Here is a 22,342-nt window from a genome sequence, read left to right as displayed (position 1 = left end):
TCACCATGAAGTTGTTTGTGCCGCTTGGCCTGTTTAGGTATTCCCCTATACCATCATTAATTCCAACTCATTTTTGGCCTGAACCGGGGCCGGATTGAGGTAGAAGTCGGACAGCAAGGTAAACAATTCCCGATCCGGTGCATCATTGGGAACCACACCTTCTGGGGCCGCCAAAACTTGATCGGCAATGTTCAGGTAGTAGTCACAGACATAGTTCAGGGAAGGATCCGTTTCTGCCATTTCAAACAGGGTTTTGCCCTTCACCCGTGAGACCCGAATATCCTCAATCAAGGGCAGGACTTCTAAAACGGGCATGGGGACAGAATCTACATATTTATCAATCAAATCCCGCTTCGAGGTGCGATTTCCGATTAAACCCGCCAGTCGTAGGGGGTGAGTCCGAGCTTTTTCCCGCACTGAAGCCGCAATTCGGTTGGCCGCAAACAGGGCATCAAAGCCATTATCCGTGACAATCATGCAGTAATCGGCATAGTTTAAAGGAGCTGCGAAACCACCACAGACCACATCCCCCAGCACATCAAAGAGAATTACATCATACTCATCAAAGGCATTGAGTTCTTTGAGGAGCTTGACCGTTTCGCCGACCACATAGCCACCACAACCCGCCCCTGCCGGAGGGCCACCCGCTTCGACACAATCCACGCCACCATAGCCTTTATAAATGACATCTTCCGGCCAAACATCTTCGTAGTGATAGTCCTTCTCTTGCAGGGTGTCAATGATGGTGGGAATTAAAAAACCAGTTAGGGTAAAGGTGCTGTCGTGTTTGGGATCGCAGCCAATTTGGAGGACTTTTTTGCCCCGGCGGGCTAGGGCCACAGAAATGTTACAGCTTGTGGTGGATTTACCGATACCACCTTTGCCATATACTGCCAGTTTCACAATCTACCCTCATTTGCTAATACGGTCGAAACAGTCAGGAAAAATTTCAGCTTTAGGAGCCTTAGGGATGATGACTAGGTAAGATCACTTACTACCCCAATAAAAATCCATCATTGCCCTAAACTGACCTTAAGACCGATTCCGTAATTTAGTGTGGCGTTGTCGTCAATCTTTATAAAAGTCAGAATATTGATAACTTCGGTAACATTTTGGCTCTTATCCTCCACTATCCTCCACACGGTCGGGATGACGCTGATGGGAAATAGGGTCAGAGGATTAATTTGAATAGGGAATGATGGTCAAGGGTTGAGGGGGGCATTGGCCTGGGTTAGAGCAGCTAAGACCTCGGTTTCTGAAAGGTTTGGATTAAAATCACCGTACCATTCACCCACGCTGCGAAAATTGGGTGGAGTCGCAACGGTGACCACAGCATCGGCCCATTGCTGAATTTTACGGACACTGGTAGGACTGGCGACGGGGACGGCGACAATTACTTGGGTAGGGTGGTGCTGACGAACAACCTTAATTGCAGCCCAGGCCGTCAGTCCGGTGGCCAGGCCATCATCCACCACAATGACCGTTTTTCCAGCCAAACTGGGTAATGATTCCCCATGCCGAAAGTCGCGAATTCGCCGTTGAAGTTCTGTCTGAGCCTCCCGTTCTGCCCTAATTATTTCAGGATCGGAAATAGCCATCAGGCCGATTGTCGCTTGATCTAAAACCTTTACCCCCTCCTCCCCAATCGCCCCAAAACTGACCTCAGGAAACTTTTGAGAGGTTAGCCGCCGCGTTAGGACAACCCCCAAAGGAACCTGAAACTGGCAAGCCACCTCCAGGCCAACCATAATACCGCCGCGCGGAATTCCCAAAACAACCGGATTGACTAAAGGAAGATGGCGCAAACAGGCTGCCAGTTGCAAACCAGCATCTTGACGATCTTGAAAAATCATAGTGAGGAGATGGGCAAGTATCCCACCCAGATGCCCGACAGGGGTACTGCTTAGGTCAATTCCTAGCGGATAAAAACAACCCAGGCTCCTGAACATTTAGCAAACCTGTGCCTGACATTAGTTCTATAAGTTAGAGAGTTGCCGAGCTAGGTCAAAATCCAGTTGGGTTAGTCCCCCAGCATCATGGGTCGTTAAGCTAACCGTGACTTTATTCCAGGAAATACAGAGGTCGGGGTGGTGACCCGCAGCTTCCGCAGGCCCAACTAGCTGATTCACAAAGGCAATGGAACCGAGAAAATCATTGAAGGTAAAAATCCGCTCAATGCGATTATTCTTTAATGTCCAGGCCGGGAGTTGGGCAAGTTGCTCTTGAATTTGAGTCGGACTAAGAGGAGTGGCCATAACAATTCCTAGTGAAGCGCGCTACCTCTAATCTAGTCCAAGGATGCGGGAGTACGGTAAATTTATCTTCAAATAGAGTATCTTTCAGGGAGATCAGAAATAAAATGCAATGAAATATAAATAAAACCTTAAAAGGGCAGGAAAACTTCGTTCAGTATTCCGAGTGACAGATTTAGAAATGTTAAGATTCTTAATATATTAGTCATATTTGTTGGCCAGGCTTGAACTTTATACTCCCAACCGCCATTCTGCCCGAATCCCTTGCCACCGCTCTGATGACTGCATTCACCCAGCCGGTAGTAACAACCTATGGATACTATTGATACCTCTAAGGATTTGGTTCGCACTTACCTCCGTGAAATTGGGCGCGTTCCGTTGTTGACCCATGAGCAGGAAATCCTTTATGGCAAGCAAGTGCAGATGTTGGCCAGCCTTAATGAGACGCGTACTGGCCTGGAGACCGCCTTAGGCCGGGAACCCAGCTTAGAAGAATGGGCCAGCCAAGCAAACCTATCCCCAGGGGAATTAAACGAAATTATTCAGGGTGGGGAGCGGGCCAAACGGAAAATGGTCGAGGCTAATTTACGCCTAGTTGTTTCCGTTGCCAAGAAATATATCAAGCGGAATGTGGATTTGTTGGATCTAATCCAGGAAGGTACAATCGGGATGCAACGCGGGGTTGAGAAATTTGATCCGACCAAAGGGTATCGCTTTTCAACCTATGCCTATTGGTGGATTCGCCAGGCCATCACCCGGGCCATTGCCGAAAAAGGACGGACGATTCGTTTACCGATCCATATCACCGAAAAGCTGAACAAAATTAAGAAAGCCCAACGTCAACTCTCCCAAAGCTTAGGCCGGGCTGCCACCATCAATGAACTGGCCGTCGAACTGGAACTGACTCCAGCCCAAGTCCGGGAATATTTGGAGCGAGCCAGGCAACCTCTCTCCCTTGATGTTCGGGTTGGCGATAACCAAGACACAGAACTAGGGGAATTATTAGAGGATCCCTCCCTATCACCGGAAGAATTTACCTCCCAATCCGCCCTCAGAGCAGACCTAGATCGTCTGATGGCCGATCTCACCCCCCAGCAACGACAGGTGATTGCCCTCCGCTTTGGCCTGGAAGATGGGCAACCCCTAACCCTGGCCAAAGTCGGTGACTTACTCAATATCAGTCGGGAGCGAGTGCGGCAAATTGAGCGGGAAGCCTTGGGTAAACTCCGCAAACGCCGGGGTGACATCCACGAGTACTTAGCCAGCTAAGCCCAGGGAGAAATTCAGATTAATCCATCCTGAAGGAGTGATCCACCGGCCCCCCATTGCCCTAATCTAAAGCGAGGAGAGGCTAGTGGAAATCCCTCTCATCTGACCCAGAAAGGAGCCGGAAAATCCCGATGAAAATCTTGTTTATTGCCGCCGAAGCAGCCCCCTTAGCTAAGGTTGGAGGCATGGGAGATGTTGTCGGAGCCTTACCCGCCGTCTTGCGGAAGTTGGGCCATGATGTGCGGATTTTCATGCCCTACTACGGATTCCTGCCGGATAAGCTGACGACTCTACCCCGCCACGTTTGGGATGGGTACGCCATGTTTCAGTCTTTCCAGGTACATGAAACTATTTTGCCTGGAACGGATGTCCCTCTCTATTTGTTTGGGCATTCCAGCTTTCAACCCCGGCGAGTCTATTACGGGGAAGACGAAGATTGGCGGTTTACCCTGTTTGCCAATGGGGCCGCCGAATTCATGTGGAATTACTGGAAACCGGATATTGCCCACTGTCATGATTGGCATACGGGAATGATCCCGGTTTGGTTGAATCAATCCCCGGATATTACTTCGGTGTTTACGATTCACAACTTGGCTTACCAGGGCCCTTGGCGGTGGCGGTTAGAACAAATGACTTGGTGCCCCTGGTATATGCAAGGTCACAACACCATGGCCGCTGCCGTTCAGTTTGCGGATCGGGTGAATACGGTTTCTCCCACCTATGCCGAGCAAATTAAAACCGCCGAGTATGGGGAAAAACTGGAGGGCCTGCTCTCATTTATTAGTGGCAAGTTGTCCGGGATACTGAATGGTATTGACATGAATATGTTCAATCCCGCCACCGATACCGCCATCCCCCACCGGTTCACATCCGATACCCTTGACAAACGGAAACTCAATAAGGTCGCCCTACAGGAAGAGATTGGCCTGGAGGTGAATGCGGGTTCGATGTTGATTGGGATGGTGACGCGCCTGGTCGAGCAAAAGGGCCTGGATTTGATTTTGCAGGTTATGGATCGGTTTTTATCCTATAGCGATGCTCAATTTGTCCTCTTGGGGACGGGAGAGCGCTATTACGAAACCCAAATGTGGCAACTCGCCTCCCGGTTTCCCGGCCGCTGTAGTGTGCAACTTCTTTATAGTGATGTTCTGTCGCGGCGCATCTATGCCGGATCCGATGCGTTTTTAATGCCGAGTCGGTTTGAACCCTGTGGAATTGCCCAAATGATTGCCCTGCGTTATGGGTGTGTGCCAATTGTGCGGCGGACAGGGGGCCTAGTAGATACGGTCTTCCATCATGAGCCAATGGCAGGCACAGGAACGGGTTACTGTTTTGATCGCTATGAACCCCTAGATCTATATACCTGTCTCGTCCGGGCCTGGGAGGGGTATCGCTATAAGGATAAGTGGCAAGAATTACAGCAACGGGGCATGGCTCAAGACTTTGGTTGGGAAAAATCTGCCCTAGAATATAACGCCCTCTACAACTCCATCTATGGCTTACCCCCGGAACAGTTACCGCCACCCCCCTTAAAATCACCCCTGAGTTTGGGCGTTTGAGGAACCCAATCCCTTATCACCCCAATTGACGCAATTTTTTAACCTTGAACTTCTATTTGATTCAAACAAAACTTATCTAGCAGTGGCTGTCTGTAGTATTTGGGTATCTCTATCAGAATTAAGATTAAAACAACTTTAAGGTGGCAACGTTTTTGCCGGGTTGTCTTGCTAGAGTAGTTTCAACTTGCTGACAGGATTTTATGTCTCGCCACCTGGAACGGCTGCTGCAACTGGATTCTCTGATTCGGTCGGAGCAGCGGCAGACGATTGGCAATTTGGCTCTATCTCTGGAAGTGAGTGAGCGGACGATTCGGAATGATCTGGCCTTCTTACGAGATCGGTTTCATGCGCCGTTGAAGTTTAGTCGGGTTAAGGGATTTCACTACACGGACGATACCTGGCGATTGCCGAGTGTTTCCCTCAGTAAAGGTGAACTCTTTGCCTTGATCGTTGGAGCAAGGATTTTGGAGTCCTATCCTGGCTTTGTGCATGCCCAGGAGTTACGGTCTGCGATTGCTCGACTGAGTGAACGATTGCCTGAGCAAGCATGGCTAGATTTACAAACCATTGCCGATGAACGGATTATTTTTCGCTCTGGGGCAGAGATTAATCTCAATCCTGACATTTGGCATTCTTTAGAGGAGGCCTGTCAAACCCATCGGCAAGTCCAGATGACCTACTTCACCGCCAGTCGCAATAGTCTCTCAGAACGTAAGTTGGATCCTTATCTCTTACACATTTATCGAGGCACGAATCCCTATGTGATCGGCTATTGCCACAATCGGCAGGAAGTTCGCTGGTTTCGAGTTGACCGGATTCAAGCCTTAGAACTTTTGGAAACCTCGTTTATTCCAGACCCCACCTTTGATGCTAAAGACCATCTGGAGATGATTTTCCAACATGAGGCGGGCGGACTCCCTCAACCGATTGCGATTTGGTTTGATCCCGCCACTGCCCCCTATATCCGGGAACGACGCTGGCATCCGACCCAAGAGATTGAGGAACATCCCGATGGTTCTTTGACGTTAAATATGGTCGTGCGGGGCCTGAATGACCTAAAGCGGTGGGTTCTGTTCTACGGCAAAGGAGCCATCGTCAAACGTCCACCAGAGTTAGTGCAGATGATTCAAAGTGAGGTTGCCATAATGAATACTTTATACAAAGGAGAAACAAATGCTTGCCACTGAAACAGTAACCTAGCGAACCATCTTTGTTATTGGAGTCTTGATATGGCAACTTTTGTAATTCAATCTGATGAAAGAGTAAAGCAAGTTTATTTTACATCTGAAACAATCAGCGTGGAGTTAATGGATGGTAGAACAATTACTGTTCCGTTAGGTTGGTATCCGAGGCTCTTGAATGGAACATTTCAACAAAGAGAGGCCTGGGAGATATGTGGGGGCGGGCATGGGATTCACTGGGAGGAATTAGATGAAGATCTGAGCATAGAAGGAATGCTGCGAGGCGCACCTGCATGTAGGGCTTATATTTCTACTTCTAAGACTTAGGCGGCTCAGCCACACTAGATTTACCTGATGGGCAAACTAACAACTATTTTTCTTACACCTACACACTCATGTCTCCACCTCCAGCACTTTATCCCCATATTCATAAGCCTGACGGGCAATCTGCCTACCTATTAAGCCACCCACGCATCCGTGTAGCTCACCTTGTCATGGACTATCTGGCTCATGGCTGGTCTGTAGAAGAAATGTGCCGCCAACATCCTTATCTCACCTTGGCAGAGGCTCATGCAGCAATGGGCTACTACTTTGATCATCAGTCTGAAATTGATCAGGAAATTCGGGCTGAGTGGCAGCAGGTACAGGCAGAGCAATCACAAGCAATTCGATCCCCTTTTTATCTGCGGATGAAAGCACAGGGAGTTTTGTAGATGGCAATTGCTCTGTATATGGATGTCCATATCCCCCAGGCCATTACGGATCAATTACGCCGTAAGGGTGTGGATGTGTTAACAGCCGTTGACGATGAGACTAATCAAATGCCTGATGAGCAACTTTTGGGACGATTGCAAGCGTCTGAAGGCAAATTTTGGTTAAACAACTAGGCATTTCTCGATTCGATATACTCAGAAAGCCCTCTTTGATGCCGTTGGCGTTGAGCACTAACTGTTTGAGTGCATATTGGGCTAACCTTAAAATACCTCTGATGCCGTAAGGCGTTGTGTTTCAGAAAAATTCACCTTAGATGATAGAATTTAATCTCTTTGGGTAAATTAACCCCTCCTTAGGCCGGAGTAACAACAGAGGCCTATATTTAGATTCGCACTATCTGTTGTAACTATTTGAATGTAGTTGGGGTCAGGGGTTGACTTTTGACAAATTAAGTGAGTAAGATATGAATGTCTCGATTTAAAGAGTCAATCCATGGAAGCCTTTGAATTTTCCCTACTCCTCAGTGACATCAGGGACAAGCTAACAACTTTAACTAGTGAGGTTTTGAATCTTCGGGAGCAAGTGGCTTCTATTAAGAGCCAGCAGGACTGGATTTTGTCAGCGGAGAATGAGGTCTCTCAACTCAAGCAATTAGCCTATTTTGATGTCTGATGTCAGTTCGGGCGATATCCTATCAATTCAGGATTTTCAAAGCTAGTTGCTGACCGAGCAGCGAATTTATTATCTCTTGATCTCCTGATTAGAAAATATTTGATACCACCAGGCGTTTGACTTTTTTGGGCAATCCCAACCCTATCTCAGTCTTGTTTTTGCTGAACATCCAATGTACTTAGCATCTCAAAACTCACAATTACATTAGGAGAAGTTTAAAATGTTAGCGACTGCGAATATTCCGGCTTCTGTAGAGTTATCGGTTGGCTCGTATGTAGAACTCTGTTTTGCTGTTGTGGGACAAACACTGCCAGCAGATCATGGCTATGGTTTATATAGTGCCATTGTCCATCGTTGCCCTGAAATTCATGAGCGAAAGGGGCTGAGTATTCTCACAATTGCAGGCATACCAGATCGACAGGGCAAGATTTTTTTAACAGCGCGATCGCATTTACGAATTCGATTGCCCTATGACTCTCTACCGATGGTTTATCACCTGGCCGGGAAACAGCTAAGTATTGGCTCCCATGCAATCAGGTTAGGCATTCCTCAGATTTTTATGGTGAGTCCTGCGGATCGTTTACACGCAAGAATTGTGACGATTAAAAATCATCAAGAACCTGAGAGTTTTTTGGAGGCAGCACGATTGCAGTTAGCCGCATTGGGTATTGTCGGAGAGGCGATTGTGCCTTTGGATGCTCAGGGTAAGCCAGACCGTAAAACAATCAAGATTAAGACTTATTCTGTAGTGGGTTTTGGATTAGAAGTTTCGGGCTTGAGTGCAGAGGATTCGATTAGGTTACAAATTTTAGGCCTGGGGGGTAAGCATCGTATGGGTTGCGGTATATTTGTGCCAATGAGAGTATTTTAGATAGTTTAAGGAGCAGACTTATGGAAGCACTGAAATTAAAGGGGTGGGTTGATGTTGATGGGCAGTTGCATCTTCGAGATGCGATCGCTTTACCCGTGGGTGAAGTGGAGTTAGTGGTCTGGCCAATTCCGCCATCAATCTCACCTGTGTCCTCAACAAAAAGGAGGGTTAAATCCTCGGTCAAGGCTCTAGAAGGATGGTTTGAGCAAACGGAGCCTACACCTGAAGATTTTGATGTGGATGAAGCAAGATGGGATGCGCTCAAGGAGAAATACGATCTGTGAAAATCTTGATTGATGCCAATGTTTTACTTGATGTCGCATTAGAAAGAGAGCCATTTTTTAGGGATAGCGATCGCATTTTGACACTTTCTGAACAGAAAACGCTAATCGGTTATGTTTCAGCGTCTAGCTTTAGCGATCTTTTCTACATTCTTCGCAAGAGTAAGGGAAAATCTTTAGCTCTTGATTTCTTGAGGCATATTGTTTCTTTTTGTCAAATTGTCACTGTTGATGATGCAGTAATTCGTCAGGCTCTTACTGGTGATTTCAAGGATTTTGAAGATGCAATTCAATATACGGCGGCGGCCGCATCTCAGTTAGATGGAATCGTGACCCGTAATCCAGAAGATTTTACAGACCAAACTGTTCCCATTTATACCCCACAAAAGCTAATTGAAGCTATCGAGGTTGCAACATGAAAAGATTACTAGCAAAATCCTATGATCACAAAAAGTATAACGAACCTCCACCTTATTCTCTGCTAACTCAACATAGTCGTGATGTGGCTTCTGCTTGCAAGTCACTTGCACAAATTTCAGGAAGTATTGCCCTAAGAAATGCTGAGATTGAAAGCGAGTTGGTTGACTTTGAGAGAATTCTTAGAGCCACTGGATGGCTAGAGGATTTAGGCAAGGCCAGCAGCCACTTTCTAGAGATGCTTACAAATAATGATGGACTACAACTAATTCGTCATGAAACTATTTCTGGCTTACTCGCTTGCTTAGAGCCTCAGTTTCAATCATGGCTAGAACCTCTTGGCAAGTACAGAATAGTTGCTATTTGGGGAGCAATGGGACATCATCGCAAATTTGATGAGAGGACAGAGCCTAATCAGGTACAACGACTCATTTTACATATTTCTCAATCGGATAACCTAGACTTTAATGCAATTTTGGAGGAAATGTCATTAGATTTGGGTTTGGGAAATCCCCCACAATTTGAGCGAAATCTTGTTATTGGTTATGACTTAGATGATGAGTGCGATATTCCTGCGCTTGAGTCTTTGAATGATCTGATGGATCAATTTGAAAAGTATGAGAAGAAAGAATTTGCCAATGAGCAATCACGCCGATTTGTTGCCTTAGTCAAAGGTTATGGTATTGCTGCTGATGTAGCGGCTAGTGCCGTTGCCAAAAAAGAAGGTGAAGACAATCAGCCTTATTCTCTTTCTGATTTTGTCAATAATGATTTATCGATTAAGCTAAGTCCCAAAGATTTAACCCAATTAATTCATTCTTGGGCGTGGCGTAATAGTCAATTCAAAGATAAACCAGACTTAAGCCAATATCCTCCCGGTTTTACCCTTAGAGATTTTCAAGAAAACGTAGCTGCTTCTAAGTCTTATTTGACTCTAGCAGTAGCGGGTTGTGGCTCTGGTAAAAGTCTGGCAGCTTATCTGTGGGCGAGAGATTGGTGTGAAAAACTGACAGATCGAAACTTTCGCCTTTTCTTTTGTTTACCAACTACAGGAACAACAACTGAGCATTTTAAAGATTATGCGCTGGAGTCAGGTATTCCTGAATCACTTATAGCTCTTGCTCATTCTCGATCCTCAATTGATTTACAAACAATGGCTCAAACGTCTCCTCAAGAGGATGCGGAAAGTTCTGATACTGCAAAAGCAGCACAAGAAACCCTTAGAGCCGAACAAGACAAAATTGAATCTCTGGCTTTATGGAGTACGCCACTAACTGTTACCACTGCCGATACTGTTCTAGGGTTGATGGTCAATGCTAGACGCTCGATCTATAGTCTTCCTGCGATTATGCAATCTGCGATTGTTTTTGATGAAATTCATGCTTTTGATGATCAAATGTTTGGTCACTTGCTGGTCTTTTTGAAAAATTTCCCAAAGCTGCCAGTATTGCTGATGACTGCTTCATTATCAGAGGAAAGATTGAGAGCAATTGAAGGAATCCGACCTGATTTGAACCGAGTTCCTGGACTCGAAGAATTTGAAATTTTGCCTAGATACGATCTTCCCTATACGGTTGAACAAGTTAATGAAGAAATAGTATGGCGTGAAGTTCAAAAATGTCTAGAGAATAAGGGCAAAGTTCTCTGGGTTAGAAATCGAGTTGATTGGGCTAACCAAATTTATCAAAAGGCCCAAGATGATTTTCCTGATATTGCGGTTAATATCTATCATTCTCGATTACGTTACAAAGACCGCAGCGAGCGTCATCGTCGGGTTATTGACACTTTTAAGGAAGAAGGTAAAGCAGCACTTCTTGTTTCTACCCAAGTTGCAGAGATGAGTTTGGATTTATCAGCAGATTTATTAGTGACTGATATTGCTCCTGTTCCTGCGCTAATACAAAGAATGGGAAGACTAAACCGCCGTGCGACTCTTGATAATCCTGGCAATCCTAAATCTGCTCTCATTTGTCCATTACCAAATATTAAAGGAGATGCTTATAAGCCTTACGAAAAATCGGACATTGATACTTCTCTAATCTGGATTCAGAAATTGCTGGACTTAAATAAATCTCTATGTCAGCGAGACTTGGCAGATAAATTTTTAGAAGTCAGCGATCCGAAAGAATATGACTATGAAAAAGCTGAAAAAAGAGCTTGCTTCTTTTCGGGTGTATGGCGAACTCGACCAGGAATAACTCGTGGCGAAGGCTATACCATTTCAATTGTATTGGAGGAAGATTTTAAAAAGTGTAATGACTTTAAGTATGGTCAACCTTCACCAAATTGGATACGCAAGCACGAAGTGGCTATTCCTATGAGGCCAGAAGTTCTGAAATGGGAAAGGATTGCTGGTGTTCGCATTGCACCAAAGGAGTTTGTTGCTTATGACTATAACGAAACTACAAAAGAGGGTACAGGAGCATCATGGAAATAGCATCTATTTTCCCGTTAACTTATTGCTTGAGCGATCCGAATTATACGATCTATCATCGGGCGGCTTTGGGTGGTTTAGCTGCAACCATTGAAGCTTGGGATAAGTCTCCTCCACAGGGCATTACCCCAAAGTTAGATCATGATTTTGTAATCATTGAAAAGACAGGAGATTTAACTGATCAAGAGGCTTTTAAACTTATTCTTGATGCTTCCTTTAAGCTAACTGAGGATAAATTAATTGATCTACCTGGTCAGTTTATTAGAGAGGATGCTATCGATTTACGAATCTCAATTCATGAGGGATTATGCTTAACCTTTCTTCAGCACAACAAAATGCGTCCAGGAGAAAAAGAACCGTACAAGTTTCCTTTGAAATTGGCAGATAGTGATGAAAATCAACTTATCACTTATAAGGCTATCAATAGCTTTGCTCACCAAAAAGCTCAGGGAACAGGTCTGTTAGGTGATTCTCCCAAAAATAAAGATAGTGGAAGATTGCCTCAATTTGCTTCAATCCCACAGTCCATGATTCCAGGAGCAATGACAGGCAGAAAGTCTCTACAAGCCCCAGTAAAGGAAGTTATCTTGCTTCACTTTTTGATGGTTGGCTGTGTTACTTTTCTCTTGCGTCCGCGCACTTATAAGGAGAAAGCCCAAGCTTGCATTGTTATTCCAGACATTATTGATTTAGTTGGATTTACTGGCGCAATAAAACGTATTTCTAGCAGAAGTCAAAACTTTGAGAGATTTACTCATACCTATCTTGGGCGTGTTGTTGGTGGTGCAGAAGAGGCAGCTTTCTCTTTTTTGTTAGATATGACTACTCATAAGATTGAACGTGAGAAAAGCATCAAAGGATGTCAGGCAATCGCAATGGGTAAAGTCGCTTGGGATAAGAACCAGATCAACCGAAGTATTAGTGTCAAAGTAGGAGGTGACTATGAAGAGTTAGGAGTATTTCGTGCTGCCAAGCAATATCTTGGCAAAAGTAAGTTTATCAAGCTGAGGGACGGGAAAAGTTTTTCTGTACCTGATACTGCCATTCCTGAACTTATTGCAGCCAATCTTGCAGCTAACCGACATTGGTGCGGTCACTTCAAAGAATTGTTGGCAAAGAAAGAGGATTTTCATAATTTACTTTTTAAAAAAGGAGGGCTACATAAAGTGTCGCAAGCAATCAAAAGCAAAGAGGACATTGCCATTATTCGAGCTTTTCACAAGGCTTGGGAGATGACAATGGCACAAATGGGCAAACGCGCTAGAGATAATAATCTCGATTTTGGTCGATTAGTCGAAGTTCGTCAGGAGAAAATTCGTAACGAAATTCTTAGACTTAAAACTTCTGATGCAGTGGCAAATTGGTTTCTAAAATTTTGTGCGGATGCGACTAAGGGTGGTTCTCTTGCTCCCATTCGAGAAGATGCCGAACTCATTCGAGACTTCATTTTCAATCGTAGAAACTTCGATCGCCTGCAAAATCTCTTGCTCTTTGCACTTGTGAGTTACGAGTCTGACAAAAGCAACAATTAAGCTAACAACAACTAAGATCAACGGAGCAAACTAAAATGCCTACACATTATCTTTACGGAACAATCTTGACCAGTGAAGCTGTTGCGGCGAATAATCGGGGTGATAATATTGGTAACACTACAACACTTCAGAAAGTATTTCACCAAGACGACGTACACACCAGCGTTTCAGCAGAAGCAATCCGCTTTGCCCTTCGCTATCGCTTTCAACTAGAAGCTACTGCCCCCGTCAATCGTAGCTATGATTCATCAACGGGTAAGTTGGAATATCAGGATGAAAAACGTACACAATGGAATCCGCAAGGTGATGTATTTATTGATGATGATTTGATGGGTTTCATGGATGCTGAAGCAGCAGCGAAGGAGAAAGAAGAAGAAGTGGAAACTGAAGAAGAATCTGATGAGCCAAAAGCAAAGCGGAAAAAGGAAAAGCCAAAGGGAAAAACTACAAAACGTCAAAGCCCTCTGGCAATCGGTCGTGCTGTCAGTTTACGTCCCTATCGTGCAGAGCTTTCTTTTAACTGTGTTTCTGGGGAAAAATCAAAAGGGCAACTATCGCTTTACAGTGCAGAAATGCACACAACTGAGTATCAATACTCTTTTGGGCTAAATCTCGGTGATGTGGTGAAGAAGAAGCATATTGCTAGTCTGATTGAGGCAATTATTGACCCACCACAAGTTGCTGGTAATCACAGCCGATTTGCTTATGATTTTTCGCCTGCTTCGATTGTATTGCGCGTTACTAATGCCCATTCTTCTAAAATTCAAAACTGTTTTGAACATAACGAAGAAGAACGCACTTACACAATCGCCCGCCTCATTAATCGCATTGAATCTGGGGATATTCCCGCATCCGAAATAATTATTGGTGGTGAGGTTGCCAACACTGATGAGGGTGAAAAGCTCAAAGAGTTGAAGGTGACTGTACTTTCTGGTGTGATTGCGGCGGCAAATGAGGCACGTAAACGTATTGCTACTTTTGGTCAGGAGTACTCAGAGATCGCTCCTGATACAACGGGAGGTGTCGCTTGATTGCTCTTCATATTGAAGTTCCCTATGCAAGTTTTCGCAAGTCCTATGCACGTTCATTTGCCGAAACATACCCATTCCCACCGCCTGCTACTGTCTATGGAATGTTGCTTTCCCATGTGGGTGAATACTTCAGGGCTTGTCATACTGGTGTTAAGTTGGCCTTTGCTTACAAACAACAGCCTAGAATTGCTACAACACTACGCAAGTTGAGCCGCTATAAGTATGGTGTCGCCAGTAAGCAGTCTAAGGTTGGTAATGCTCCTGACTATATTGAAACTCTCTGTAACATTGAGTTTATTTGTTGGGTGGATAGCAGCGGCGAAAAAAAGCAAACAGGGCGATCGCTTGAACAACGTCTAATTGAAGTGATTCAATCACCTGAACTGATTACTCGCACAGGCTTAGTTTGTCTTGGCTTGAGTGATGATACGGTAGATGATGTGTCTTTGATAAAAAGTATTCAAGGGAAATGGCATTGGCTAAATCCCAGTAATACGGGACAGATTGAATTACCAATTTGGGTCGATCATGTGGGTTCGTATCATACAAGATGGCAAAGATTTGATTTTGAAGTATTACCTTCGTTAATCGATAGTAATCCATCAATAGAGAAGTTTATTGAGATTATCGATCCTAGATAGTGATCGCCCAATCATCGATATTTCTACCGATTAGCACTTGTACATGGACACCTCACTCACCCTAATCACCCACGCTAAACATTAGTTAATTATTATTCGATCTGTATAAATTAGGAGGCATTTGATGAATTCTGTATCAATTTCTGGAAAAATATTAGCGGGTATTACGTCCTTAGCTCAGCAATTTAATTTATCAAGCGAGGAATTTTTAGACTGGATTGCCCAAGGTAAGTTAGCTGTGATTAATGCTGATGATCTAGAAGATTTACTAGATGTAAAGGAAGCCACTCTTGCTGAGTCTAATCCAGAGAACCAACGCCGGGTCACTTGGGATGAGGTTAAGCAGGAGTTGGGTTTGTGAGCAATTATCGCATTGAGTTTTTGAAAACAGCGAAAAAGGAACTCGCTAAACTCCCCAAGGAAATTCAACAGCGGATTGCAAATAGAATAGAGGCTCTTATCGTCGATCCTTATCCTGTCCATACCAAAAAGCTCAAAAACGGAAATGGCCTGCTTCGGATCCGAGTAGGAGACTATCGCATTATTTACCGAGTTGAGGCAGAGAAATTAATTATTTTAGTGATCAAAATTGGTCATCGTCGAGACATCTACACTCAAATCTAAGTAAGTTCAATTAGGAGGGATCGACAAGCATATGACTTGGCTTTATTCGTCAGTCGCACAAGATCCATGATTTATCTGTGAACGCAAGCTACCTTAAGCGTGTTGCCATTCCTCCTCAGATCATGCTTGCACTCCCCACCCAGGCCCCGCCAACTACCCCAACGATCCGAGTCTCTGCCCTCCATGCCCTGGCCTACTGCCCGCGATTGTTTTACCTAGAAGAAGTCGAAGAACTTTATACCCAAGATGCCGCCGTGTTTGCCGGCCGACGACTTCATGTGGAATTGCAAAAACAAGAAGATGAAGATTGGGAAGAACTCAATCTGGAAAGCGAAACCTTGGGGATACGGGGCCGGGTGGATGCCCTGCGAACTCGCAATGGTCAGGTCATTCCCTACGAACACAAGCGGGGACGCTGCTACCGAGATCAGAATAAACAACCCCAGGCCTGGGCCAGTGACGAACTCCAAATCTTAGCCTATGCCTATCTGATTGAAGAGGCGTTAAATATTCCGATCCAGGAAGGTCGAATTCGCTATCATGCCGATAACGTCATGGTAAGAGTTCCCCTCACAACTGCCGGCCGCCAAAAAGTCCTGACCGCCATCCAACAGGCCCAGGCCCTGCGCCAATCTCTCCAACGCCCACCTGTAGCAACCAATGAAAAACTCTGTGCCAGTTGTTCCCTTGCCCCTGTCTGTCTACCGGAAGAAGCCCGTTTAACCCAAGACCCCGACCGTGCCACCTTCAGACTTTTTCCCCGAGATGATGACCGGGAGATAATTCATGTCCTCACCCCAGGCTCGAAAGTTGGTAAATCCGGGGAGCAGATCAAGATCAGCCATCGAGACCAGCCTGAGGAAAAATTACCGGCCCAACGGGTGAGTCAAGTCGTTCTCCACAGCTTTTCGCAAATTTCGACCCAGGCCCTGCACTTTTGTGCCAGTCGCGATATTGGGGTGCATTTTATTACCGGGGGCGGTCGCTATATCGGCAGTTTTGATTCTCGCCAAGGCAGTATTCAACGCCGGATTCGCCAATATCAAGCCCTCAGTGATCCGCAAGTCTGTCTACATTTAGCCAAATTACTCGTCACCTGTCGAGGCCAAAGCCAGCGCAAATTTCTCATGCGGGGCCAACGGGGCAAATCTGATGTTCTGACAACCGTCACCCCGATTATTGAACAAATGCAGGCCGTGCTGAAACAAATCGAGCCAGTCAACTCTTTGGAATCACTTCTGGGCCTGGAAGGGAACCTTGCCTCTCTCTATTTTTCAGCCTTGCCCGCCCTATTAACCGAGCGCATTCCAGCAGAATTGCAATTTTCCGGCCGCAGTCGCCGCCCCCCGAAAGACCCATTTAATGCGCTGCTCAGTTTTGGCTATGCCCTGCTGCTCAAAGATGTCATGAATGGAATTCTCACCGTTGGCCTGGAGCCGGCTCTGGGCTTTTACCATCAACCCCGCTCTCAAGCTGCCCCCTTAGCCCTAGATTTGATGGAAATTTTCCGAGTACCCTTGGTGGATATGGTTGTCGTGGCTTCAATTAATCGCCAGCAATGGGACATCAGTACAGATTTTGAATGTCGGGGTGCTCAAGTTTGGCTGAGTGAGAGTGGCCGCCGGAAATTTATTGATGCCTATGAACGACGCAAGCAAGAAAAGTGGAAACATCCCGTCACGAATTACTCCCTCACCTATCGCCGTTTATTGGAATTAGAAGTGCGTCTGTTGGAAAAAGAATGGATGGGTGAGCCGGGTTTATTTGCCAAACTAGTGGTGCGCTGACATGGCAGAAAAACAAAGCTGGTATCTCATTTGCTATGACATTCGCGACCCAAAACGCTGGCGCAAAGCCTATAAACTCCTCAAGGGTTACGGTGAAAGCTTGCAGTTTTCCATTTTTCGGTGCTTATTAACTCAACGAAATTGTGAGAAACTTCGCTGGGAACTCGAACAGATACTCGAACCTGAAGATGCTCTTTTGTTGGTCGGCCTATGTGAACGCTGTCGGGAACGGCTTTGTAGTTGTAACCGGCCTGGGGCCTGGATTGAACCTAGCGATGCCCATCAAATCTTTTAGCCCATGCAAGGATTAGAGCTTGTTTACGCTTGAGCAATCCCTAATGCGGCGTAAAACCTCTGGAGTCCTCGGTTTTGAGTGTGTTGTTAGTTTCTAGGGTACTTGCATGACCTACAACCCTTATCCAGAAAGCGTTTCATGCTATAATTTAGATAGACTATAGGTTATTTATTGCCTCAGATGCCGTATAGTATTGAGCACCTTGCAAGACTTCAATCCAGGCCTGGCCTGGAGAGCGTTTCAGCAGGTGCCGTTCCTCTACCTTAGATGCCGTAAGGCGTTGAGCACGTCTCTTGGTTAAGCAATCTAACTTGTTTTGTAGAGTTCCTCTACCTTAGATGCCGTAAGGCGTTGAGCACAAAATAAGCAACTCTTCTTTCTGATTCGTCTCTAGTTCCTCTACCTTAGATGCCGTAAGGCGTTGAGCACCCGGGAAATCACAAGAGTACAAACCTAAAGTAGATAGTTCCTCTACCTTAGATGCCGTAAGGCGTTGAGCACCTCTTAAGAATCTATTGGGAGAGGAACGCTATAACGTTCCTCTACCTTAGATGCCGTAAGGCGTTGAGCACTTTTGTATTGGGTCAGGGTTAAGGCCGGTTCAGTTCTAGTTCCTCTACCTTAGATGCCGTAAGGCGTTGAGCACCTTGATTTTCTATGGGTTGGGGGGCAAAGCTATCTGGGTTCCTCTACCTTAGATGCCGTAAGGCGTTGAGCACAGACGCTTGATTTACAACTGCGTAAAGCCTACTTGGTTCCTCTACCTTAGATGCCGTAAGGCGTTGAGCACTTGGCATCCGTTAAGTTGTGGTACAGGCTATACAAGTTCCTCTACCTTAGATGCCGTAAGGCGTTGAGCACAGTGGCAATACTGGTTGGAGCGGCAGAAAGCTGTAGTTCCTCTACCTTAGATGCCGTAAGGCGTTGAGCACATGGCTCCTAATGGGCCTAGAACGGTACAGCAAGTTCCTCTACCTTAGATGCCGTAAGGCGTTGAGCACGGGCATACCGTTATTTGCCCTCATACTAATTCGGGTTCCTCTACCTTAGATGCCGTAAGGCGTTGAGCACGTGCGAGATTGTCCGAGTTCGTAAATTTCGTCTAAAGTTCCTCTACCTTAGATGCCGTAAGGCGTTGAGCACGAACAAACATCAGGATTATGTTTGACGGTGAGAAGGTTCCTCTACCTTAGATGCCGTAAGGCGTTGAGCACCACTTCCACCTGCTATACCCGCACCCGCCATCAGTGGTTCCTCTACCTTAGATGCCGTAAGGCGTTGAGCACATCGCGGGTTTCAGGACATTAGTACCACCGACCAGTTCCTCTACCTTAGATGCCGTAAGGCGTTGAGCACCACAACCGATCCGTCTGGCTGTTCACGGAATACTCGGTTCCTCTACCTTAGATGCCGTAAGGCGTTGAGCACGTAATCAAGACTCAGACTTCCACTTAGACTCAAGTTCCTCTACCTTAGATGCCGTAAGGCGTTGAGCACGTAATCAAGACTCAGACTTCCACTTAGACTCAAGTTCCTCTACCTTAGATGCCGTAAGGCGTTGAGCACGTCTTAAAAACTTTCCAGTTCGCCGTGGCCCCCGGGTTCCTCTACCTTAGATGCCGTAAGGCGTTGAGCACACTCAAGATACTCAAGGCCACACAGTAATCAGGCTAGGGGTTCCTCTACCTTAGATGCCGTAAGGCGTTGAGCACTACTTCGTTAATTGTATATACTAAAAGTAAATTCCCTGTTCCTCTACCTTAGATGCCGTAAGGCGTTGAGCACCTTAAAGATTTTTCAATCTAATAGAGCTTTCTTTAGTTCCTCTACCTTAGATGCCGTAAGGCGTTGAGCACAGGATATTAACGAGATTAGAAACAATTTAGATATAGTTCCTCTACCTTAGATGCCGTAAGGCGTTGAGCACCGATTCGGAACAAGGTGAACTGCGGCGATTGGGGCGTTCCTCTACCTTAGATGCCGTAAGGCGTTGAGCACTGCTGTAAATCGCCTGGGTACGGAGACATGAGTTGGTTCCTCTACCTTAGATGCCGTAAGGCGTTGAGCACTCGAAAACGATACCCAAAACTTGCAAGCTATCTCGAGTTCCTCTACCTTAGATGCCGTAAGGCGTTGAGCACGCCAATGATGCGAGACGATCAGTGCCAACTTTGACGTTCCTCTACCTTAGATGCCGTAAGGCGTTGAGCACCTTCAATGCTTTCCAATGACCTAATTTTTACTTTGGGTTCCTCTACCTTAGATGCCGTAAGGCGTTGAGCACCTTTTTTTGCCCGTGACTCTTGTTGTCTCCAAACCCAGTTCCTCTACCTTAGATGCCGTAAGGCGTTGAGCACAAAATCTGTTCTTAATTTCACGGCAACGGATAGATCGTTCCTCTACCTTAGATGCCGTAAGGCGTTGAGCACCAGATAGAAGAAGTTAACGGAGAAATAATCGAACGTTCCTCTACCTTAGATGCCGTAAGGCGTTGAGCACTAAAAGTTAAAGAAAGCTCTATTAGATTGAAAAATGTTCCTCTACCTTAGATGCCGTAAGGCGTTGAGCACATTCCAATCTATTAGGTTGTTCACTTGTCTCACTCCGTTCCTCTACCTTAGATGCCGTAAGGCGTTGAGCACTCCCATCTGTTGGGCCGCCAAGGTAATGTCAAGCCCAAGTTCCTCTACCTTAGATGCCGTAAGGCGTTGAGCACAGAGTTACAAAGCAAATGCTGTTAACTGATGCGGTAGTTCCTCTACCTTAGATGCCGTAAGGCGTTGAGCACAGTTTTGTGCGTTCGGCTTCTAATTCGTTAATGGAGTTCCTCTACCTTAGATGCCGTAAGGCGTTGAGCACTTTCTTGTTTTACCGAAGTAAAATTAAAAGGAAAGTTCCTCTACCTTAGATGCCGTAAGGCGTTGAGCACACTAAATACATATTTGAAGTTAAAGATACGGCAGGGTGTTCCTCTACCTTAGATGCCGTAAGGCGTTGAGCACATGCAATTACGGTTGCTGCTATAGCCAAATACATAGTTTGTAACGAGTCACGTAATTCTGGATCAAGAAATCACTGATTTTTGGATCATTCTCTCTGACAGATTTGATCCAGAATTAAATGATCACATATAAGCAAAAATTATTAATCAGGACGGGTTGTAGTGGAACGCCGCTTTCTAAACATAAGTAAAAGCGGGGCCTCGGATAGTGCCGCCGCCCTCTTTCGTGTAAAGGGTTCCGGTGTAAGTTCCGGATATGGTACTCCCGCCCAATTCAATAAATGAAAGTCCCCCGCAGTAATACACGTTTCCAAAACTAGGTGAACTGATCATTGTAAAAGTCTGGTTCAGCGCACTGATCAGTCCTTGTCCAAAGGCGAAAAAGCAATAACCACTAGCTCCAGCCGTATTCCCTTCTAGGTGTATGCCGTTGGTGATAATGATTGTGCCTCCGTTGTCGGCCCTTATTTTTGCACTAAATCCAGAGGCACTCGCATTACGAACACGGCAGTTATTCACAGTCAAATAAGCCGCATTAGCCGCCAGTGCTGTCACATTTGTAGCAAGGTTTAGATAAAGGTCTTTGATCGAAAATCCTAAGTAGGGCGAGCGAGTGAATGTGGTACTTCCTAATTGCACTAGAGACCTATCGGAAGTGTTTCCCTGTAACGTCACATTTCCTGAACCTAGGGGGGCTTTGATGACAAGGTCTCCAGCTCCGGTATAATCTCCGTCTCCTCCTTGAATCAAAACATTTTGAATTGAAATATCTAGTCCGGCAACCACATCAATCGCCTTCTGTGGGGTTAAAAACGCGCCCATTGCGTCGTTGGTGGCTCCTGTATTTGAGTCGTTGCCATCCGTTCGGAAATAATAGTCACGATCACTGGTCAGAACGTCACGCCGATACGCCGGAACCATAATTAATCCGTTCCAAACAAACGTATCACCAACCGCAGGAACCGGGTCAAAATCAACATCGGTTAGATCGGCAAAGGCAGAAGCACCGCCAGAACCCGCACCCACCTCAGTTTCAGATCCACTCGCAGGCCGGAAGTAAAGTTTATTGTCAGATTTTGCGTAAAGAATCGTGTTCCCGGCACTTGGGGCAGAGGGTGTTGCAATATGCTCCAGCGTCACACCAGAAGCCGCCGAAACCGTACCCGTAGCACCATCCTCACCCTTCAGACTGAGCAGCAACTCCCATTCACCGTCAATTTGCTTGTATAGATCACCCGTAGAGTCGTCTATATATAAATCGACATCATTTTCCAAGTCAGAAGGCGCGCCAGTTCCGGCATAGATTTGAGAGCCTATAACCCCCGCTGCCCCAATCAGGCTAGTCCCACTGCCCCAGGCCCCGCTTGTTTTCGGGCCATACAAATCCGAGTTTTCGACATCTATATATAAGTCACCATCCCGGCCCAGGCCAGAGCTTGGAACCCCATTACCCGTCAGGAGTTTTGCCCCCTCTGAAGTGAGCCGTTGCCAATAGGTCGGATTAGGTGGTTGTTGATTCGTATGGTTCTGGACGCAAATAAACGACCCCACTCCCGGCACATAAACAATATCGTCCACTTGATACGGGGTTGAATTATCCCACTCCCCCTCAGGACTCCAAGCAATCCGCCCGATCACATTTTGAACAACCCCTGCCAATATCTGTTCGATTTCAAGGGTTTTATTGTCGTATTCGTCTTCCCCGACAGGGTAAGCGACGGGCACAAGTGCCTTTAGGTTTGACACTGTGGCCCTAGCAATACCTGAGATAGGCAGATCTA

At 45.9% G+C, this 22,342-nt stretch carries 22 protein-coding genes and 1 CRISPR repeat array; of the genes, 18 read left to right on the top strand and 4 right to left on the bottom strand.

Annotation, left to right across the window (positions count from 1 at the left end; genetic code table 11):
* Positions 1–45: 45 nt before the first annotated feature.
* From bchL to SYN6312_RS05835, 3 genes are all read right to left on the bottom strand, one after another.
* Positions 46–903, bottom strand: coding sequence for a ferredoxin:protochlorophyllide reductase (ATP-dependent) iron-sulfur ATP-binding protein (gene bchL, locus SYN6312_RS05845; RefSeq protein WP_015123934.1), 858 nt, complete (start codon positions 901–903; stop codon positions 46–48).
* Between the two features lie 299 nt (positions 904–1,202).
* A complete protein-coding gene (locus SYN6312_RS05840; RefSeq protein ID WP_015123933.1) occupies positions 1,203–1,949 on the bottom strand; it encodes a phosphoribosyltransferase in 747 nt (248 codons plus the stop codon).
* A gap of 27 nt (positions 1,950–1,976) precedes the next feature.
* A complete protein-coding gene (locus SYN6312_RS05835; protein WP_015123932.1) occupies positions 1,977–2,255 on the bottom strand; it encodes a 4a-hydroxytetrahydrobiopterin dehydratase in 279 nt (92 codons plus the stop codon).
* A 309-nt stretch (positions 2,256–2,564) separates the two neighbouring features.
* On the opposite strand from SYN6312_RS05835, the gene SYN6312_RS05830 reads away from it, so the two are divergent.
* The 18 genes from SYN6312_RS05830 (at position 2,565) to cas2 (ending at position 17,560) form a co-directional block, all read left to right on the top strand.
* Complete coding sequence (locus SYN6312_RS05830) at positions 2,565–3,521, top strand: RNA polymerase sigma factor, RpoD/SigA family (protein ID WP_015123931.1); 957 nt, start codon at positions 2,565–2,567, stop codon at positions 3,519–3,521.
* 131 nt (positions 3,522–3,652) lie between these two features.
* The gene (glgA, locus tag SYN6312_RS05825) at positions 3,653–5,080 is read left to right on the top strand and encodes a glycogen synthase GlgA (RefSeq protein ID WP_015123930.1); all 1,428 of its coding nucleotides are present in this window, start codon (positions 3,653–3,655) and stop codon (positions 5,078–5,080) included.
* 200 nt (positions 5,081–5,280) lie between these two features.
* Entirely contained in the window at positions 5,281–6,267 is a 987-nt protein-coding gene (locus SYN6312_RS05820; RefSeq protein WP_015123929.1) for a YafY family protein, read from the top strand.
* 42 nt (positions 6,268–6,309) lie between these two features.
* Positions 6,310–6,588 (top strand): DUF2442 domain-containing protein, encoded by a 279-nt coding sequence (locus SYN6312_RS05815; protein ID WP_015123928.1) that lies wholly within the window; start codon positions 6,310–6,312, stop codon positions 6,586–6,588.
* 68 nt (positions 6,589–6,656) lie between these two features.
* Positions 6,657–6,974, top strand: coding sequence for a DUF433 domain-containing protein (locus SYN6312_RS05810; protein ID WP_015123927.1), 318 nt, complete (start codon positions 6,657–6,659; stop codon positions 6,972–6,974).
* A complete protein-coding gene (locus SYN6312_RS19715) occupies positions 6,975–7,148 on the top strand; it encodes a hypothetical protein (protein ID WP_015123926.1) in 174 nt (57 codons plus the stop codon). It abuts the gene before it with no gap.
* Positions 7,149–7,467: 319 nt separating this feature from the next.
* Positions 7,468–7,647 carry a hypothetical protein gene (locus SYN6312_RS05805; RefSeq protein ID WP_015123925.1) on the top strand — a complete coding sequence of 60 codons (180 nt, stop codon included), beginning with the start codon at positions 7,468–7,470 and terminating at the stop codon, positions 7,645–7,647.
* Positions 7,648–7,867: 220 nt separating this feature from the next.
* Positions 7,868–8,518 (top strand): type I-MYXAN CRISPR-associated protein Cas6/Cmx6, encoded by a 651-nt coding sequence (gene cas6, locus SYN6312_RS05800; RefSeq protein WP_015123924.1) that lies wholly within the window; start codon positions 7,868–7,870, stop codon positions 8,516–8,518.
* A 20-nt stretch (positions 8,519–8,538) separates the two neighbouring features.
* On the top strand, positions 8,539–8,802 hold the full coding sequence (locus tag SYN6312_RS05795) for a hypothetical protein (protein ID WP_015123923.1): 264 nt from the start codon (positions 8,539–8,541) through the stop codon (positions 8,800–8,802).
* Entirely contained in the window at positions 8,799–9,218 is a 420-nt protein-coding gene (locus SYN6312_RS05790; protein ID WP_015123922.1) for a PIN domain-containing protein, read from the top strand. Before SYN6312_RS05795 ends, SYN6312_RS05790 begins: the two co-directional genes overlap by 4 nt.
* Complete coding sequence (cas3, locus tag SYN6312_RS05785) at positions 9,215–11,653, top strand: CRISPR-associated helicase Cas3' (protein WP_015123921.1); 2,439 nt, start codon at positions 9,215–9,217, stop codon at positions 11,651–11,653. Before SYN6312_RS05790 ends, cas3 begins: the two co-directional genes overlap by 4 nt.
* Positions 11,644–13,182 carry a type I-MYXAN CRISPR-associated Cas8a1/Cmx1 gene (gene cas8a1, locus SYN6312_RS05780; protein WP_015123920.1) on the top strand — a complete coding sequence of 513 codons (1,539 nt, stop codon included), beginning with the start codon at positions 11,644–11,646 and terminating at the stop codon, positions 13,180–13,182. Before cas3 ends, cas8a1 begins: the two co-directional genes overlap by 10 nt.
* Before the next feature lie 35 nt (positions 13,183–13,217).
* Positions 13,218–14,213 carry a DevR family CRISPR-associated autoregulator gene (locus SYN6312_RS05775; RefSeq protein ID WP_015123919.1) on the top strand — a complete coding sequence of 332 codons (996 nt, stop codon included), beginning with the start codon at positions 13,218–13,220 and terminating at the stop codon, positions 14,211–14,213.
* Positions 14,210–14,854, top strand: a complete 645-nt coding sequence (gene cas5 / locus SYN6312_RS05770) for a type I-MYXAN CRISPR-associated protein Cas5/Cmx5/DevS (protein WP_015123918.1) — start codon at positions 14,210–14,212, stop codon at positions 14,852–14,854. The genes SYN6312_RS05775 and cas5 overlap by 4 nt, the downstream gene beginning before the upstream one ends.
* A gap of 124 nt (positions 14,855–14,978) precedes the next feature.
* Entirely contained in the window at positions 14,979–15,215 is a 237-nt protein-coding gene (locus tag SYN6312_RS05765; RefSeq protein WP_015123917.1) for a hypothetical protein, read from the top strand.
* Entirely contained in the window at positions 15,212–15,478 is a 267-nt protein-coding gene (locus tag SYN6312_RS05760; RefSeq protein WP_015123916.1) for a type II toxin-antitoxin system RelE/ParE family toxin, read from the top strand. Before SYN6312_RS05765 ends, SYN6312_RS05760 begins: the two co-directional genes overlap by 4 nt.
* 77 nt (positions 15,479–15,555) lie before the next feature.
* On the top strand, positions 15,556–17,265 hold the full coding sequence (locus SYN6312_RS05755) for a type I-MYXAN CRISPR-associated endonuclease Cas4/Cas1 (protein ID WP_253276422.1): 1,710 nt from the start codon (positions 15,556–15,558) through the stop codon (positions 17,263–17,265).
* Between the two features lies 1 nt (position 17,266).
* Entirely contained in the window at positions 17,267–17,560 is a 294-nt protein-coding gene (gene cas2 / locus SYN6312_RS05750; protein WP_015123914.1) for a CRISPR-associated endonuclease Cas2, read from the top strand.
* Positions 17,561–17,812: 252 nt separating this feature from the next.
* Positions 17,813–20,562: a CRISPR direct-repeat array (repeat unit 36 nt; unit sequence GTTCCTCTACCTTAGATGCCGTAAGGCGTTGAGCAC).
* A gap of 176 nt (positions 20,563–20,738) precedes the next feature.
* Here the strand turns inward: cas2 and SYN6312_RS05745 are convergent.
* Positions 20,739–22,286, bottom strand: a complete 1,548-nt coding sequence (locus SYN6312_RS05745) for a hypothetical protein (protein ID WP_156804743.1) — start codon at positions 22,284–22,286, stop codon at positions 20,739–20,741.
* Positions 22,287–22,342: the final 56 nt, after the last annotated feature.

Origin of the sequence: Synechococcus sp. PCC 6312 (assembly GCF_000316685.1) — a bacterium.
Lineage (GTDB): Bacteria > Cyanobacteriota > Cyanobacteriia > Thermosynechococcales > Thermosynechococcaceae > Pseudocalidococcus.
This window is presented reverse-complemented; position numbering and strand designations above follow the sequence as displayed.

Excerpts from the sequence above, each read along its gene's own strand:
- SYN6312_RS05810 (WP_015123927.1), top strand. The coding sequence starts at position 6,657 with ATGTCTCCACCTCCAGCACTTTATCCCCATATTCATAAGCCTGACGGG.
- SYN6312_RS05835 (WP_015123932.1), bottom strand. The coding sequence starts at position 2,255 with ATGGCCACTCCTCTTAGTCCGACTCAAATTCAAGAGCAACTTGCCCAA.
- SYN6312_RS05840 (WP_015123933.1), bottom strand. The coding sequence starts at position 1,949 with ATGTTCAGGAGCCTGGGTTGTTTTTATCCGCTAGGAATTGACCTAAGC.
- SYN6312_RS05820 (WP_015123929.1), top strand. The coding sequence starts at position 5,281 with ATGTCTCGCCACCTGGAACGGCTGCTGCAACTGGATTCTCTGATTCGG.
- SYN6312_RS05765 (WP_015123917.1), top strand. The coding sequence starts at position 14,979 with ATGAATTCTGTATCAATTTCTGGAAAAATATTAGCGGGTATTACGTCC.
- cas6 (WP_015123924.1), top strand. The coding sequence starts at position 7,868 with ATGTTAGCGACTGCGAATATTCCGGCTTCTGTAGAGTTATCGGTTGGC.
- SYN6312_RS05795 (WP_015123923.1), top strand. The coding sequence starts at position 8,539 with ATGGAAGCACTGAAATTAAAGGGGTGGGTTGATGTTGATGGGCAGTTG.
- SYN6312_RS05805 (WP_015123925.1), top strand. The coding sequence starts at position 7,468 with ATGGAAGCCTTTGAATTTTCCCTACTCCTCAGTGACATCAGGGACAAG.
- cas2 (WP_015123914.1), top strand. The coding sequence starts at position 17,267 with ATGGCAGAAAAACAAAGCTGGTATCTCATTTGCTATGACATTCGCGAC.
- SYN6312_RS05775 (WP_015123919.1), top strand. The coding sequence starts at position 13,218 with ATGCCTACACATTATCTTTACGGAACAATCTTGACCAGTGAAGCTGTT.
- glgA (WP_015123930.1), top strand. The coding sequence starts at position 3,653 with ATGAAAATCTTGTTTATTGCCGCCGAAGCAGCCCCCTTAGCTAAGGTT.
- SYN6312_RS05830 (WP_015123931.1), top strand. The coding sequence starts at position 2,565 with ATGGATACTATTGATACCTCTAAGGATTTGGTTCGCACTTACCTCCGT.
- SYN6312_RS05815 (WP_015123928.1), top strand. The coding sequence starts at position 6,310 with ATGGCAACTTTTGTAATTCAATCTGATGAAAGAGTAAAGCAAGTTTAT.
- cas3 (WP_015123921.1), top strand. The coding sequence starts at position 9,215 with ATGAAAAGATTACTAGCAAAATCCTATGATCACAAAAAGTATAACGAA.
- SYN6312_RS19715 (WP_015123926.1), top strand. The coding sequence starts at position 6,975 with ATGGCAATTGCTCTGTATATGGATGTCCATATCCCCCAGGCCATTACG.
- cas8a1 (WP_015123920.1), top strand. The coding sequence starts at position 11,644 with ATGGAAATAGCATCTATTTTCCCGTTAACTTATTGCTTGAGCGATCCG.